The organism is Rhodoglobus sp. (assembly GCF_053580035.1).
In genome coordinates, this window is sequence record NZ_JBMDVL010000001.1 from 1,135,796 (window position 1) to 1,151,787 (window position 15,992).

General features: G+C 58.8%; 11 protein-coding genes. 8 read left to right on the forward strand and 3 right to left on the reverse strand.

Going from position 1 to position 15,992, the window contains the following annotated elements; all coding sequences use genetic code 11:
* The first annotated feature begins 18 nt into the window (after positions 1-18).
* Entirely contained in the window at positions 19-1,155 is a 1,137-nt protein-coding gene (locus ACOH1Z_RS05660) for a sensor histidine kinase (RefSeq protein ID WP_449647468.1), read from the forward strand.
* Positions 1,152-2,192, forward strand: coding sequence for a DUF8320 family protein (locus ACOH1Z_RS05665; RefSeq protein WP_449647469.1), 1,041 nt, complete (start codon positions 1,152-1,154; stop codon positions 2,190-2,192). The genes ACOH1Z_RS05660 and ACOH1Z_RS05665 overlap by 4 nt, the downstream gene beginning before the upstream one ends.
* 136 nt (positions 2,193-2,328) lie before the next feature.
* Here the strand turns inward: ACOH1Z_RS05665 and ACOH1Z_RS05670 are convergent, their stop codons facing one another.
* From ACOH1Z_RS05670 to speB, 3 genes are all read right to left on the reverse strand, one after another.
* Complete coding sequence (locus ACOH1Z_RS05670; protein WP_449647470.1) at positions 2,329-6,210, reverse strand: DNA-directed RNA polymerase subunit beta'; 3,882 nt, start codon at positions 6,208-6,210, stop codon at positions 2,329-2,331.
* A 44-nt stretch (positions 6,211-6,254) separates the two neighbouring features.
* Positions 6,255-9,779, reverse strand: a complete 3,525-nt coding sequence (gene rpoB, locus ACOH1Z_RS05675; protein WP_449647471.1) for a DNA-directed RNA polymerase subunit beta — start codon at positions 9,777-9,779, stop codon at positions 6,255-6,257.
* Positions 9,780-9,990: 211 nt separating this feature from the next.
* A complete protein-coding gene (gene speB, locus ACOH1Z_RS05680; protein WP_449647472.1) occupies positions 9,991-11,004 on the reverse strand; it encodes an agmatinase in 1,014 nt (337 codons plus the stop codon).
* 78 nt (positions 11,005-11,082) lie between these two features.
* Here speB and ACOH1Z_RS05685 point away from each other — a divergent pair, with 78 nt between their 5' ends.
* From ACOH1Z_RS05685 to ACOH1Z_RS05710, 6 genes are all read left to right on the forward strand, one after another.
* Positions 11,083-11,949, forward strand: a complete 867-nt coding sequence (locus ACOH1Z_RS05685) for a spermidine synthase (RefSeq protein WP_449647473.1) — start codon at positions 11,083-11,085, stop codon at positions 11,947-11,949.
* Positions 11,950-12,287: 338 nt separating this feature from the next.
* A complete protein-coding gene (locus tag ACOH1Z_RS05690) occupies positions 12,288-12,842 on the forward strand; it encodes an alternate-type signal peptide domain-containing protein (RefSeq protein WP_449647474.1) in 555 nt (184 codons plus the stop codon).
* A gap of 94 nt (positions 12,843-12,936) precedes the next feature.
* Complete coding sequence (locus ACOH1Z_RS05695; protein WP_449647475.1) at positions 12,937-13,518, forward strand: TasA family protein; 582 nt, start codon at positions 12,937-12,939, stop codon at positions 13,516-13,518.
* Complete coding sequence (locus tag ACOH1Z_RS05700) at positions 13,515-14,468, forward strand: hypothetical protein (RefSeq protein ID WP_449647476.1); 954 nt, start codon at positions 13,515-13,517, stop codon at positions 14,466-14,468. Before ACOH1Z_RS05695 ends, ACOH1Z_RS05700 begins: the two co-directional genes overlap by 4 nt.
* A gap of 89 nt (positions 14,469-14,557) precedes the next feature.
* Entirely contained in the window at positions 14,558-15,307 is a 750-nt protein-coding gene (locus ACOH1Z_RS05705; RefSeq protein WP_449647477.1) for a hypothetical protein, read from the forward strand.
* Positions 15,300-15,992 carry a signal peptidase I gene (locus ACOH1Z_RS05710; protein ID WP_449647478.1) on the forward strand — a complete coding sequence of 231 codons (693 nt, stop codon included), beginning with the start codon at positions 15,300-15,302 and terminating at the stop codon, positions 15,990-15,992. Before ACOH1Z_RS05705 ends, ACOH1Z_RS05710 begins: the two co-directional genes overlap by 8 nt.

A 15,992-nucleotide genomic window follows, 5' to 3' on the forward strand; every position in this document is an offset into this window, starting at 1 on the left:
CTCGGTGTGGTTCGCGTTATGAGCGCGGTACTGGCCGCAACCACGATGCTTTTTCTCGCATTGACGGTTGGTTCGCTCACGGATCAGAAACCGTTCGTCGTTGAGCACTGGCAGACCGTGGCCGCGATGACAGTTTTTGGGTTGCCGGTGTTGATGGCGGCAGCGTCACCATGGAGTTCACTCCGCGTTCTCCGTGCGATGCACGGCACTTATGCGCTTCTCTTTACCGCCGTTGTGCTGAGCTGGATCCCCGCCTTCATCAACGGCCCCATGCCCGCCGAGATGGCACCCTGGACCGTAGGCATGACTGCTCTCGCGACTGTTCCCGCTGCAATCGCTTGGCGCCCGACGATCACGTGGACCTTTCTCATTGCAAGCTCGCTCGTCATTGCCCCCATTCGAATCATCGCTGACGGTGGTGCCGACGTTTCTCTCGCCTTTCAGTTCGCGTTCTTCACCATTACGGTGTGCGCGGTGTTCACCGCGGTAGCCACTGTCGCGATTCGCGCCGGCCGAGACGTGGACGTGGCAACCGCTGCGGCGCGGGCATCATCAATGCGTGCCGCAGCGTTGACCGCACGCGCCGAAGAACAAGCTCATCTCGATGCGCTCGTTCATGACGAAGTAATTGCCACCATCTTCGCTGCGGCAGGCGCCGGGAGAAGCGATTCGGAGTCGACGCGGACACAGGCCGCGCGCACGATCGAACGACTGAGCGAGCTTCACGAGGCCACAGCCAACGTTCCCGAACTCATCCACTCTGACCACCTCGTGCAGGGGCTGGCAACCTCCATCGCAGAGACGACGGATGCCGCAGAATTTACCGTGACCGGCGTGCGACATCCCCCGATCCCGTCGTCAATTGCCAGCGCGCTCATTGAAGCGACAGTCGAGGCACTGCGCAATAGTGTCGTGCATGCTGCACTTGGCTCGGCACTCGTCACTCGCACCGTCGCGCTTCAGCTGAGCGATGACCGCGTTGACGTCTCGATCACCGATGACGGGCGTGGATTTGATGCTACCCAGGTGCCGAAGAATCGCCTCGGCATTATGGTGAGCATCTTGGGCAGAGTCAATGCGCTACCTGGTGCAAGTGCAACAGTGTGGTCGCAGCCGGGCGAAGGTACTCGAGTGAGCGTCGGGTGGCACGGATGAAGCCCTATGCGGGCATTCCGCAACGGCTAGAACTACCCGAACTGACCGGTCGTGGAGCCCATCTGCTGATTTGGATCTACTACGCCACAATGTCGACGCTCGCCGTGCTCTCTCTCGACGATGTGCACTCCCCCACAATCGTCTATCTTTCCGTGGTCGTCTTCGGCGCGATCTGGTTCGCACTCACTCAAGACACGAGCGAACGAGTCAGTGTTCGAGTGTGCGTGTTCGTTATCTCGGCCAGCGTCTTCACCACGGTGCTCTCGTCGTGGAATGCGATCAACGGCGGTTTCTCGCAGTGGTATGTCGGTGCGGGGGCGCTCGTCATGTTCTATCTCAGTCTTCGCGGTCGTGATTTGCTCGCGTGGGCCGGTTTCGCCGCTATTGGAGCGGCCGCTATCATCTGGGGCCTGACCACCGATGATCGTTTGCTTGAATCAATTCTCTTGGTAGCCCGCCAAGCGCCGATCGTTCTGGTCGGCTCCCTCTTTGCCTACGGCATGAAGAGAACCAGTAAGAGGCTAGAAAACGTGCACGACGCCGACACCGCTCGGGTAGCGGCCGAGGCTGCGGCCCTCGCCCGAACCGCAGAACGTTCACGTCGTCTCGCAGCGCTCGATGCGGCGGTTGGTCCTCACTTGCAACGCATCGCTGATGGTTCCCCGCTGAGCGATGACGACCGGCAGGAACTCCTCGTCGCAGAAGCACGACTCCGTGACAGCCTGCGTGCCCGCCAGCTGGACTTACCGGAAATCGTTGCGGCCGTTCAACGCGCTCGACGACGTGGTGTTGTCGTGCTACTGCTCGACGATCGTTACCCTCTGGCACTCCCCGCCGGGGCACTATCGCGCGTCATCGATGCGTCGGTTCGGATGCTCGACAATGCGAGCGACGGCACAGTCACCATTCGCCTGCTTCCCGCCGGCCGGCAACTTCTCGCAACTCTCGTGGCTGACGGCCATGAGTATTCCAGAGCCGAACTGCCAAGCGCTCTCGCAGATACCGACGCCTCAGAGCCAGTAACCCGCAACTGGTAGCGATAGCGGTAGCGGTAGCGGGTAGCCAAGAGCGGGAAGCGCGAAACCGCTACAACACCGAAAACGACGAAGGGCCCCTCGTCGCGATGACGAGGGGCCCTTCGGTGGTATCACCCGCAGGTGACTCCGAGACTACTTAGTTGTAGGTTCCCGGTGTTGAGTCATTTGAGCTGAAGCTGTCGAAGTCGACGAAGCTCAAGTCGCTCTCGCTGAGGCTTGCGTCATCAGCGAAGATGCGGTTGGGGTAACGTTCGGCTTTCGCCTCTTCCGTTGCCTCGACCGATACATCGCGGTAGCGCGGCAATCCCGTACCAGCCGGGATGAGCTTACCGATGATGACGTTCTCCTTGAGTCCCATGAGCGGGTCAGACTTGCCTTCCATGGCCGCCTGCGTAAGAACGCGGGTGGTCTCCTGGAACGACGCGGCCGACAGCCACGACTCGGTTGCCAGTGAAGCCTTGGTGATACCCAAGATCTCCTGACGCGCGGATGCCGTTGCCTTGCCCTCGGTGAGTACCGACCGGTTGAGGTCGTTGTACTTCGAACGATCAACAAGCTCACCAGGAAGCAGACCGGTGTCACCGTGGTCAACAACAGTCACCTTGCGGAGCATCTGACGAACGATGACCTCAATGTGCTTGTCGTGAATCGGTACACCCTGCGAACGGTAAACGCCCTGAACACCATCAACAAGGTGCTGCTGAACGGCACGGACACCGCGGACTCGAAGAACTTCCTTCGGGTCAACGTTTCCGACGTGCAGCTGCTTGCCGAGTTCTACGTGCTCGCCATCCTCGATGAGGAGGGTTGCGCGACGCAGGATCGGGTAAGCGATGGGCTCGTCGCCATTGTCTGGCGTGAGGATCAGCTTGCGACTGCGGTCGGTGTCTTCAATCGTGACGCGACCAGCGGCTTCTGCGATGGGGCTTGCACCCTTAGGGGTACGAGCTTCGAAGAGTTCCGTAACGCGGGGAAGACCCTGCGTAATGTCGTCTGCCGAAGCAACACCACCGGTGTGGAAGGTACGCATGGTCAGCTGGGTACCGGGCTCACCGATCGACTGTGCGGCGATAATTCCGACAGCCTCACCGATGTCAACGAGGAGACCAGTTGCGAGCGAGCGGCCGTAGCAGACTGCACACACACCAACAGCGGACTCACACGTGAGCACCGAGCGAACCTTGATGCTGTGAACTCCAGCAGCAACCAGCTTCTCGAGCAGAACGTCTCCGACGTCGGCGCCAGCCGAGGCTACAACTACGCCCTTGTCGTTGGTGGCGTCAGCAGCGAGGCTGCGTGCGTAGACCGAGTTCTCAACGTTGTCGTCGAGGATCCACTTGCCATCAGCGTTCTGAGCTGCGATCGGCATGTCGAGTCCCTTGCCGGTGCCACAGTCGTTTTCACGAATGATGACATCCTGCGACACGTCAACGAGTCGACGCGTGAGGTATCCCGAGTCTGCGGTGCGCAGTGCGGTGTCAGCCAGTCCCTTACGGGCACCGTGAGTCGAGATGAAGTACTCGGCTACGGTCAGGCCTTCCTTGTAGGAGTGAACGATCGGGCGAGGAATGATCTCACCCTTCGGGTTCGATACCAGTCCACGCATACCGGCGATCTGACGAACCTGCATCCAGTTACCACGAGCACCAGACGACACCATGCGGTTGATGTTGTTGTCAGTGCGGAAGTTTGACTGCATGGCAGTTGCCACTTCTGCGGTTGCCTTGTTCCAGATCTCGATGAGCTCCTGACGACGCTCAGCGTCGGTCGTGAGTCCCTTCTCGAACTGGCCCTGAACCTTGGAAGCCAACTTCTCGTAGCGACCGATGATCTCGGGCTTGTTCGGCGGGGTCACGATGTCAGACAGCGCAACGGTTACACCGGAACGAGTAGCCCAGTGGAAACCAGCATCCTTGATCGCGTCTAGAGCCGCAGCTACATCTACCTTCACGTACCGCTCAGCGAGGTCGTTGACGATGGCCGAAATCTGGCCCTTGTCAGCGAGTGCCTCAATGTACGGGTAGTCCTTCGGAAGCGCCTCGTTGAAGAGGGCACGACCGAGGGTCGTCTCCATGAGCTTGGACTGACCCTGTACGAAGCCCTCAGGGGCATCTTCTTCAGAGAGGTACACGTTGTCGAGACGCAGACGCACCTTGGCGTTGAGATCAAGCGAGTGCTGATCGAACGCGAAGATCGCTTCAGCAACCGACGAGAACGCACGGCCTTCCCCAGCAACGCCTTCCTTGAGCGTGGTCAGGTGGTGCAGTCCGATGATCATGTCCTGTGTTGGCAGGGTCACCGGGCGACCGTCAGACGGCTTGAGGATGTTGTTGCTTGCGAGCATGAGGATGCGAGCTTCAGCTTGCGCTTCCACCGACAGCGGGAGGTGAACAGCCATCTGGTCACCGTCGAAGTCAGCGTTGAATGCAGCACAGACGAGGGGGTGAAGCTGGATAGCTTTACCTTCAACGAGCTGAGGTTCGAATGCCTGGATGCCCAAACGGTGCAGGGTTGGTGCACGGTTCAGCAGAACTGGACGCTCGCGGATGATCTCTTCGAGTACGTCCCAGACCTGCGGACGTGCACGCTCAACCATGCGCTTAGCGCTCTTGATGTTCTGCGCGTGGCTCAAGTCGATAAGGCGCTTGATAACAAACGGCTTGAACAGCTCGAGAGCCATCTGCTTCGGGAGACCACACTGGTGCAGCTTGAGCTGCGGTCCAACAATAATCACCGAACGACCGGAGTAGTCAACGCGCTTTCCGAGCAGGTTCTGGCGGAAACGACCCTGCTTACCCTTGAGCATGTCGCTCAAGGACTTGAGGGCACGGTTACCAGTACCGGTGACGGGGCGGCCACGACGACCGTTGTCGAACAGTGCGTCAACGGCTTCCTGAAGCATGCGCTTCTCGTTGTTGACGATGATCTCGGGAGCACCGAGGTCAAGGAGGCGACGCAGACGGTTGTTGCGGTTGATCACACGACGGTAGAGGTCGTTGAGGTCAGAGGTCGCGAAGCGGCCACCATCCAACTGGACCATCGGGCGAAGCTCCGGAGGAATAACCGGAACAACGTCGAGCACCATTGCGGCCGGCGAGTTGCCGGTCTGCAGGAACGAGTTGACTACACGCAGGCGCTTGATGGCGCGGATCTTCTTCTGACCCTTGCCGTTAGCGATCTGGTCGTGCAGTTCAACGCTCTCGAGTGCAAGGTCGAATGCCTGAAGGCGCTTCTTGATTGCCTCGGCTCCCATGAATGCCTCGAAGTAGCTTCCGAAACGATCCTGCAGTTCCTGGAAGACGGAATCCTCAGGCTTGAGGTCACCAATCTTGAGGCTGCGGAAGTCATCCCAGACACGCTCGAGCTGTGAGATCTGCTCGTCGATCGACTTGCGCAACTGAGACATCTCTTTCTCAGCTGCATCCTTGACGCGACGCTTCTGGTCGGCCTTGGCACCCTCTTCTTCTAGGGCGGCGAGGTCTTCCTCGAACTTGGTCAAGCGCTCGGCAATGCGGGAATCGCGCTGACCTTCAAGCGTCTTGATTTCGAGACGGATCTCGTTCTCAAGCGCAGGCATGTCAGCGTGACGGCCCTCTTCGTCGACCGAAATGATCATGTAGGCAGCGAAGTAGATGACCTTTTCGAGGTCCTTCGGTGCCATGTCAAGCAGGTAACCGAGACGGCTCGGAACACCCTTGAAGTACCAGATGTGAGTAACCGGAGCAGCAAGCTCAATGTGACCCATGCGCTCGCGGCGCACAGCCGACTTGGTTACTTCAACACCACAGCGCTCACAAACGATGCCCTTAAAGCGGACACGCTTGTACTTGCCACAGGAGCACTCCCAGTCACGGGAAGGACCGAAGATCTGTTCGCCGAACAGACCATCCTTCTCCGGCTTAAGTGTGCGGTAGTTAATGGTCTCTGGCTTTTTAACCTCACCATGCGACCAGCGACGAATGTCGTCGGCGGTAGCGAGACCGATTTTGATTTCATCAAACGCGTGAACGTCGAGCAATTTATCTTCTCTCTTCGAAAGTTCTGCAGTCGGTTTCGGTCTGGTTAAATCTCGTCAACAGACGAGGACTCGAACCGGGCTGAAATATTGATGCCCAACTCTTCGGCGGCGCGGAAGGCTTCGTCATCCGTGTCGCGAAGGTTGACCGTTGAGCCGTCGGCCGAAAGAACTTCGACGTTGAGGCACAGCGACTGCATTTCCTTGATAAGAACCTTGAAGCTCTCGGGGATACCGGGCTCCTGAATGTTCTCGCCCTTAACGATGGCTTCGTACACCTTGACGCGACCGAGGATGTCGTCCGACTTGATCGTCAGAAGCTCCTGCAACGCGTAGGCGGCACCGTAAGCCTCGAGCGCCCACACTTCCATCTCACCGAAGCGCTGTCCACCGAACTGAGCCTTACCACCGAGTGGCTGCTGAGTAATCATGGAGTACGGACCGGTTGAACGAGCGTGGATCTTGTCGTCAACGAGGTGGTGCAGCTTGAGGATGTACATGTAACCGACCGAAACGGGAGCCGGGAACGGCTCGCCAGAACGACCATCGAACAACGGGGTCTTACCCGAAGAGTCGATGAGACGAACGCCGTCACGAGTAGGAGTCGTTGAGTCAAGAAGACCCGCGATTTCCTCTTCGTAAGCACCGTCGAATACGGGGGTAGCAACCTTGGTGCCTGGCTCAGCCTTGTAGGCCTCCGCTGGCAGGTTCTTAGCCCACTCCGGGTTGCCTTCAACTTCCCAACCCTGCTTCGCAACCCAACCGAGGTGAGTTTCGAGTACCTGACCGAAGTTCATTCGGCCGGGGATACCAAGCGGGTTCAGGATGATGTCAACCGGGGTTCCATCAGCCAAGAACGGCATGTCTTCGACAGGCAGAATCTTGGAGATAACACCCTTGTTGCCGTGACGACCAGCGAGCTTGTCACCTTCGGTGATCTTGCGCTTCTGGGCGATGTACACAACAACACGCTGGTTGACGCCAGAGCCAAGCTCGTCATCGTTGTCTGCGGAGAATTCCTTGACAGCGATGATCGTTCCCTGCTCACCGTGGGGAACCTTCAGCGAGGTGTCGCGAACTTCGCGGCTCTTCTCGTTGAAGATGGCACGGAGCAGTCGCTCTTCAGCCGAAAGCTCAGTCTCACCCTTAGGCGTGACCTTGCCGACGAGGATGTCGCCTGGGCGAACCTCAGCACCGATACGGATGATTCCACGCTCGTCGAGGTCAGCCAAGAGTTCTGGGCTGACGTTCGGCAGATCGCGCGTGATCTCTTCTTTACCGAGCTTGGTGTCGCGAGCATCCACTTCGTATTCTTCGATGTGGATCGACGACAGTACGTCATCCTTGACCAAGTTCTGGCTCAAGATGATGGCGTCCTCGAAGTTGTGACCCTCCCACGGCATGAATGCCACGAGGAGGTTCTTTCCGAGGGCAAGCTCGCCGTTTTCGGTTGCGGGACCATCAGCGATGACCTGACCGACTTCGACGCGCTCTCCAGCACTGACGATAACGCGGTGGTTGTAGCTCGTGCCCTGGTTAGAGCGGTTGAACTTGCGCAGGAAGTAATCCTGCGTTCCACCCTCATCAAGCTGAACAACAACGATGTCTGCAGAAACCTCAGAGACAACACCGGGCTTGAGGGCAGTGACAACGTCACCGGAGTCAATGGCGGCGAAGGCTTCCATACCGGTTCCGACAAGCGGGCTCTCGCTGCGCAGCAGCGGGACAGCCTGACGCTGCATGTTGGCACCCATGAGTGCGCGGTTTGCATCGTCGTGCTCGAGGAAGGGGATGATCGAGGTCGCTACCGACACCATCTGGCGCGGCGAGACATCCATGTAGGCAATGTCTTCAACGGGAACGAGGTCAACCTCGCCACCCTTCTTACGCGCAAGCACGCGAGGCTCAGCGAACCTCATGTCCTTCGTGAGCGGTGCGTTTGCCTGCGCGACGATGTAGTCATCTTCATCGCTGGCAGTGAGGTAATCGATCGTGGTCGAAACAACACCGTCAATGAGGCGACGGTACGGGGTCTCGATGAAACCGAAGGCGTTAATACGTGCGAACGATGCGAGCGAACCAATCAGACCAATGTTGGGGCCTTCAGGAGTCTCAATCGGGCACATACGGCCGTAGTGAGAGGGGTGAACGTCTCGAACTTCAACACCAGCGCGTTCACGGCTCAAACCACCCGGGCCCAGCGCCGAAAGGCGACGCTTGTGGGTCAGGCCCGCGAGCGGGTTGTTTTGGTCCATGAACTGCGAGAGCTGCGAAGTACCGAAGAACTCCTTGATCGCAGCGACGACGGGGCGCACGTTGATCAGGGTCTGCGGGGTGATCGCTTCGATGTCCTGCGTTGTCATGCGCTCGCGAACAACACGCTCCATACGGCTGAGGCCGGTACGAACCTGGTTCTGGATGAGCTCACCAACAGCGCGGATGCGACGGTTGCCGAAGTGGTCGATGTCGTCAATGTCGAGACGAACGTTGACCTTCTTGCCATCGCGGACGCCCTTGACACTGGCTACTCCGCTGTCACTAACCGAGACACTGGGTGCCGAGTTGTCGTGAAGAGAAACCATGTACTTGATGGTCGCGATGATGTCTTCAACGGTGAGCACCGACTCTTTAATGTCAGTGTCGAGACCGAGCTTGCGGTTGATCTTGTAACGACCAACCTTCGCGAGGTCGTAGCGCTTGGAGTTGAAGTAGAAGTTGTCAAGAAGCGCGCGTGCGGCTTCAGCAGCAACCTGCTCGCCTGGACGAAGCTTGCGGTAGATGTCCTTGAGCGCTTCTTCCTTGGTGAGGATGTTGTCTTTCTCCAAGGTGGCTTCGATCGATGGGAAGCCCTTGAATTCTTCAAGGATTTCTTCGCTCGAGAGGCCGAGGGCCTTCAGGAAGACCGTGACCGACTGCTTGCGCTTGCGGTCGATGCGAACGCCGACCTGGTCGCGCTTGTCGATCTCGAATTCAAGCCAAGCACCACGGCTCGGGATGATGCGAGCCGAGTAGATGTCCTTGTCGGACAGCTTCTCGGGCTGGCGGTCGAAGTACACACCAGGCGAACGGACGAGCTGCGAAACTACTACGCGCTCGGTTCCGTTGATGATGAAGGTACCGCGAGCGGTCATGAGCGGGAAGTCGCCCATGAACACGGTCTGAGTCTTGATCTCACCGGTGAGGTGGTTCATGAACTCGGCGTTGACATACAGGGGAGCAGCAAAAGTCTTGCCGCGCTCCTTGCACTCATCGATGGAGTACTTGGGCTCTTCGAGCTCAGGCTCCGTAAACGACAACTGCATCGTCTCGCCGAGGTCTTCGATCGGTGAAATCTCTTCAAAGATTTCATCGAGACCACTACGAGTTGGCAGATCGGTACGACCAGCGGCAACACCGTCAGTTACACGGTTCTTCCAGATGTCGTTTCCGACCAGCCAATCAAAGCTCTCGGTCTGCAATGCGAGCAGATCGGGAACCGTTAGCGTGTCAGTGATTTTTGCGAAAGAAAGCCGCGAAGCTGAGCGGCCGTTTTTCGGGGACTTATTGGTGGACGCATCGCGCGCAGCAGCCAAGGAACAACCTCCGTGAACCCCGTCGGGTTCGTCTGTCAAGATAATTGACGGTCGGTAATGAAATGCTCACCAGAAACACCCCGCCGCTATACTCGGGGCACCCAGCTGTCCGCAATATGACTGCTTAATTTGTCTGGGAGCGCAAGGATCTACTATAAGCCGGTTTGCCGCGCCGTGTCCACCCGATTCTTGACCAAATTCACGATTTCGGCTAGGGGTTTGCTGTGAGTCCCGAATTACGCTTCTTGGCGGCCAGCGCTCCGAATGCTTCCCAGATCAAACGGTGGGCATTATTCACCGTGATATCGGCGTGGTCATAGGCCGGGGCGACCTCCATGACATCGAAACCAACGACATCCATTTCGAGCACAATTTGGCGGATGATACGCAGTAGATCAATGGGAGCGAAGCCACCGGGCTCTGGCGTTCCTGTTGCCGGCGCGAAACCAGGGTCGAGTACATCGATGTCGATCGAAATATAAACCTTGGATGCCCGAGCCTTCGCCGCAGCAATGATGTCGGGAATGACGGCCTTGACGCCGCGCTCCCAAAACTCTTGCATCATGAAGTGCTTGAGACCGTTGTCGCGCATCCACTTCTGATCTTCTTCGCCAGGCCAATAGCCACGCAGCCCGACCTGCAAAAAGTTGGGGCCAGGAATCGCACCAGACTCAATGAGTCGGCGCATGGGCGTTCCGTGGCTGGCGAGGTTGCCCTCAAGAATGTTTGCGGTGTCGGCGTGCGCGTCGAAATGGATCATCACGACATTGCCGAAACCGTGATGCTCGGCGACCGCAGTCGCTGCCGGCCAGGTGATTGAGTGATCCCCTCCGATGATGAACGGCACGATGCCTCGACTCGCCACTTGCGAGACGCGCTCGTGGATGGCCGCCTTCGATAGCTCCCACATACCGTGACTCGTAATGGCATCCCCATAGTCGACAACATCGAGATGGTCGAAGATCTCAACACCGAGATCGAGATGATAGGTGCCGGGGTCATAGGCGCTAGCCCGCAACGCCCGTGGCCCGAAGCGTGCACCAGGGCGGTTAGTGGTGCTGTCATCCCACGGTGCACCCACCACGGCGACATCGGGCATCCACGCATCGAGCTCTTCAGGCTCGCTCAGCATCGGCCGCATGCCAAAAGTTGCGGGGCCAACATAGGACTGGGCGTTCAGCTGTGCTTGCAGGTGAGGAGGAAGCTCACGGTTCTTATCGGCCATGCTTCACCGTAGCGTTCACCGCCGAGCCTCACGAAGAGGCGGCACCGACGACAACAAGACTGTGGCAAAGTCAATGACATGGCCGAGCATCCGACAATCACCTTGAAACTCAGCGGCCACCTTGCCGAGATTGCCCCCGACCGGTGGATTGACGGCTCCTACACACTTACCGTTGATGGCACCCCGCAGTCACACGTGAACATGGACGACCCCACCCAGCTGTTCTTTGAATACGTGCAGCGCATGGGGCACGTCATTGACCAACTCACCGAATCAGGGGCCCCCATCACCGCGGTGCACCTCGGCGGCGGCGCATTGACGCTCCCCCGCTATGTTGAGGCCACCCGCCCCGGCTCACGCCAACAGGTCGTTGAGTTGGAATCGGATCTCGTCGACTTTGTGCGCACGGAACTTCCCTGGTCAAAGCAGGCATCCATCCGTGTGCGCCATGGTGATGCGCGTGAAGTGCTCGCGAAGTTCCCGCCTGGCTTGCGCGGTGCCGTCGACCTGCTCGTGGTCGATATCTTTAGTGGCGCCCGCACCCCGGCCCATGTCACCAGTCTCGAGTTCTACACAGAAGCCACGACTTTGCTTGCACCCGAGGGAGTGATCGTTGTGAATGTCGCCGACGGCCCAGGGCTTGCGTTTGCGCGAAGCCAGGCGGCGACCCTCAAGCACACCGTTGGTCATGTGGCTGCGCTCGCTGAGACTCAAATTCTCAAAGGCCGACGTTTCGGCAATATCGTGCTCATGGGTTCACCTTCTGCACTCCCCCTGAATTGGATGCCGCGGCTCTTGGCCGGCGGACCGCACCCCTCAAAGGTGATTGCGGGGGTTGAGCTGCTCGACTTTATTGGCAGTTCTCCGGTCGTAACCGACCAAACTGCGGTCAAATCACCCCCTCCGGCAAAAAGTATTTTTCAGGTCAAGCCCGGCCGTAGGTAGACCGTTCCACCCCTCTAAGGATCTTGTACCCCAGTTTATTTAAGACTTTCGGGGTACAAATCTGTCCCCCCAATTGCCTATTTCCGACAACTTTCGCGCAAAATCGGGGTATTTCGTACCCCAAATAGAAATGGCTAGTCCCCCATCATGCGGACTAGAATTGCCCCCCATTACTGGGGACTGTCCTCCATAGTGAGGACAGGTAGATTCGATTCAGAAGTTGAACGCGAGCCCCGAAGCTTGCGCAGGAACCCGAAACCAGCACACAGCTTCTTGAATCCCGATAACCCGAACCTCAATCACTCCCGGTCAGCATCGCTGCGCCGCGAAAGGAAATCATGAACAAGCTCGTTAAAGGCTCCATCGCAGGCGCAGCAGGAATCGCATTGCTCCTCGGTGGCGCGGGAACACTCGCAACCTGGAACTCCGCAGTAACGGTCAGCGCACCGGGCAGCATCACCGCAGGAACGCTCGACATCGTCGCAGCAACAGGTGCGACGGACGGCTGGAAGCTCGGCTCCGCAGCAACCGTTGCCTCACCTGCTGGCTTCAAGATCGTTCCCGGCGACACCGTCACCTACACGAAGACCTTCAACGTCACCGCAACCGGCGACAACCTCACCGCAGGAATCGCCCTCGGCACGCTCGCAATCGCACCGGTCAACTCGGCAACCGCTGCAGACACCGCCCTTGCAGCAGCGCTCACCAAGTCGGCAACCTTCACCGTCAATGGTGCGACCGCGACGAGCATCAGCCCGGCCGCTGGTACACAGCCGGTAGTTGTGACCGTCACGATCACGTACCCGAAGAGCACAACCGCTGGTGCCGAGAATGGCTCGAAGACCGGCGCTGTTTCGCTCAGCAACTTCAGCATCACGCTCACACAGAACTAGTTTTACCCGGCTGGGTGTGCGCCCTGAGGGACGCACACCCAGCAGTTTTCCTTGCTTCACTCTCATCTAGATTTCACCTGAAAGGCGGTGCACCATGAACTCTTCACCAGTTCGCGGATTGCGCCGTCTTGACGTGATTAACGGCCGCAAGAAGAGCCGCTCCACTTCGCCGCTCACCCGACTGGGCGCTGGCGCATTCGGCGTCATCAAAGCGGCAGCAATTCTTGCGATTACCGTCTCCTTGGGCCTCGTCGGCACCGGCGGCACCTACGCCTACTTGAACTCCTCAGTAACAGCAGCCCCCGGATCGACCATCAGCGCAGGCACCGCCGCCCTGACCGTCGGCTCACAAACCCTCAACTGGACTGCACTTGCCCCTGGCAAGTCAGTTACCGGAACTTTCACAATCACCAACACCGGTGACGTTCCCCTCACACTTTCTGCGACAATCGCAGCAACCATGACTCCCGCTGCGACCGCAAATCCCTTCACCATCACGGTGGCCAACGGCGCCTGCCCCGCCTCGGTTGCTCCTTCCGGAACTCTCAACAGCACGATCGCCGCTGGCGCGACAACGAGCGCGTGTCTCGTGGTGACTCTTCCTGCGAACGCACCCGCGACAGCACAGTCCGCAAGTGCAGCAATCGTGGCAACGATCGCCGGAGTTCAGCCATGATTCGCCACACAGCGGGCACAGCATCCGCCGAAGGCCGTGGCATGAAGCGTTCAACTCGCATGTCGTTGATTGCCGGCGTTGCGGTGTTCCTCACTCTGGTCTCTGGCGTGAGCTTTGCGGCCTGGACAGCCTCGTCCTCAAAAAATGCAACAGCGACGGCCGGTGCGGTCTCGGTGACGACAGCAGTTGCTTCAGGCGCCGCCACGATTACCGCCTTCGGCCCTTTTACCTACACCTCAACGAATCAAACCGTGACCAAGCCAATAACCGTGCGCAACACCGGCTCGGTTGAAGCGTCGGTGAGCAGCATCACGATCACCCGTTCGGGCACGCTTGCCGGCAACCAGATCGCCGTCAAGTTCTGGGCTGGCACGAGCGCCGCCTGCGCCGCAACGACCCCGGTCGTCTCAACGACGCTCAGTGGCGGAACAGTATCGCTGACAACCTTGAACATGACGGTGGCTTCTACCGGATCAGCATTCTTGTGCGCCTCCACCAGCTTCACCGGCAGCATGACTACCCAGGCCGGAAAGTCGACGAGCGCAACATTTGCGGTTAACACCACCGCCGGAACCAACTGGAATGCGACCGACTCCCTCGCCGCAGCAAGCCGCACCTTCGCGCAGGTTATCTTTATCACTACCGTTCCTAACGCGCCGACCAACACCCAGTGTGTTAACGAGCGGGACCAGAACGTGATTACGATCTCGTGGAGCACCCCGAGCGGGTTTACGACACCCAACGGCGGCTACAACGTCTATTGGCAGGGCAGCTACCTCGCGAACACCTCATCGAACTCCATGGGTCTGCAGGGTAGCGGTGTAACGGGAAACCTCACGGTTCGAGCAGTCGCATCAGACGGAACGGAGTCCGCGGACTCAGCCAATATCCCCGTTGAACCTCGTTCATATAACTGGTGGGGACAGGGCTCGGGGCTCTCATGCGGATAGCAACCCGCCGGACATCCGGACTAGCGATTCTGGTGGCACTAAGCGCGATGCTTGGTGCCACACCTGCAAGTGCTGCCAGTGGTGCCGGGGTGGTTGAAGTTAGCGATGACGGCGTCAACTTTTCACGCATCTACTCGGCCGCAGTCTTTGACAACATTGCCCGGCTGAGCCCAGGCGATAGTCAGTCCGAGACGATCTACGTTCGCAACACGGGCACTGTCGACGGCTACTTGCGCATCACCATGCGCGAGGTGAACTTCTCCGACCAGCACTACGGAAACGCGCTGAACCTGACCACGAGCACTCCAGCGATAGCCGGCACAGCGAAAGCGATCAGTTCAGCGAATCCGTGCCAGGTTGTTCACGAGGGCACCGTTCTTGCGCCGGGCAAAATCGTCCCGGTTACGGCAACGCTGGCTTTGGGAAACCTCAGCGGCACCGACGGTCAAGGCGCAACCGCATCCCTCTCACTGCGATTTGCCCTCTCAGACACAACTCCGGGCGCCTTGCCCCTCACTCAGTGCGACAGCACAGGCACAACGGTTCCGCTGACCCCGACGAGCCCTGGCGCATCAGACCCCAGCGCACCGACAGGCACGCTATCTGGCGCTCTCATCGTCCCGGCTCCGAGTCAAAGCCCAACGCCTGCCACACAACCCGACGGAGCAACGGATGGCGGAGCACTGCCCGCCGTGCCGTCAACTTTTAGTCTCGACCCCAATACGTGGCGGCTCTACGAGGAGTACCTTGTACTGATTCTGGTGCTGGCAGCAATGATCGGTGCCGGGATCTCATGGTTCGTCGGTCGGCGCTCACGAAAGGACACGGAAGATGCCTGAGCTCACCGCGCGTGCCAACGCTCGTAAGACACAACGGGCAGAAGATGAGAAGCCAAAAAGCTTGCTCTACTACCTCGGTGTTGGCATCAGTGCTGGCCTCTTCGGACTCGTGCTGTTGGTTGGAGCACTCGTCATAGTGATTCCGAATCTCGCCGGGGCCCTTCCACTTACCGTGCTTACGAGCTCGATGGAACCGGGTCTTCCTCCGGGAACACTCATCGTCGTCAAGCCCATCGACACCAATGACATTGAGATGGGTGATGTCATCACCTACCAAATCGAGTCTGGCAAGCCAGGTGTCATCACTCACCGCGTCTCCGGCATCACAAATTCAAGCGATGGAGGCCGCACCTTTACCCTCAAGGGCGACAACAATGACGTCGCCGACGAACTTCAAGTGCTGCCCATTCAAGTGCAGGGCAAGCTCTGGTACAGCGTTCCGTGGATCGGAAACGTGAGTAACTTTGTGAATGGCGAAGGCAAAACGTGGCTCGTTCCCCTCATCGCGGTTGCACTCTTTATCTACGCCGGATTCATGATCATGAGCGGATCGATCTCTAGCATCCGCAAGCGCAAGCGCCGCCGTGCTCGTGCCGAACGCGAAGCCGAGCGCGAAGCATCCATCGACGCTGTGACTGCAGCGGATGCCGTAGAGCCTGTCGACAATCGTGTGCGGTTGGGCTGA

What these genes read in the sequence shown, in the direction of transcription:
- ACOH1Z_RS05660 (WP_449647468.1), top strand. Translation starts at nt 19, where the DNA reads ATGAGCGCGGTACTGGCCGCAACCACGATGCTTTTTCTCGCATTGACG.
- ACOH1Z_RS05665 (WP_449647469.1), top strand. Translation starts at nt 1,152, where the DNA reads ATGAAGCCCTATGCGGGCATTCCGCAACGGCTAGAACTACCCGAACTG.
- speB (WP_449647472.1), bottom strand. Translation starts at nt 11,004, where the DNA reads ATGGCCGATAAGAACCGTGAGCTTCCTCCTCACCTGCAAGCACAGCTG.
- ACOH1Z_RS05685 (WP_449647473.1), top strand. Translation starts at nt 11,083, where the DNA reads ATGGCCGAGCATCCGACAATCACCTTGAAACTCAGCGGCCACCTTGCC.
- ACOH1Z_RS05690 (WP_449647474.1), top strand. Translation starts at nt 12,288, where the DNA reads ATGAACAAGCTCGTTAAAGGCTCCATCGCAGGCGCAGCAGGAATCGCA.
- ACOH1Z_RS05695 (WP_449647475.1), top strand. Translation starts at nt 12,937, where the DNA reads ATGAACTCTTCACCAGTTCGCGGATTGCGCCGTCTTGACGTGATTAAC.
- ACOH1Z_RS05700 (WP_449647476.1), top strand. Translation starts at nt 13,515, where the DNA reads ATGATTCGCCACACAGCGGGCACAGCATCCGCCGAAGGCCGTGGCATG.
- ACOH1Z_RS05710 (WP_449647478.1), top strand. Translation starts at nt 15,300, where the DNA reads ATGCCTGAGCTCACCGCGCGTGCCAACGCTCGTAAGACACAACGGGCA.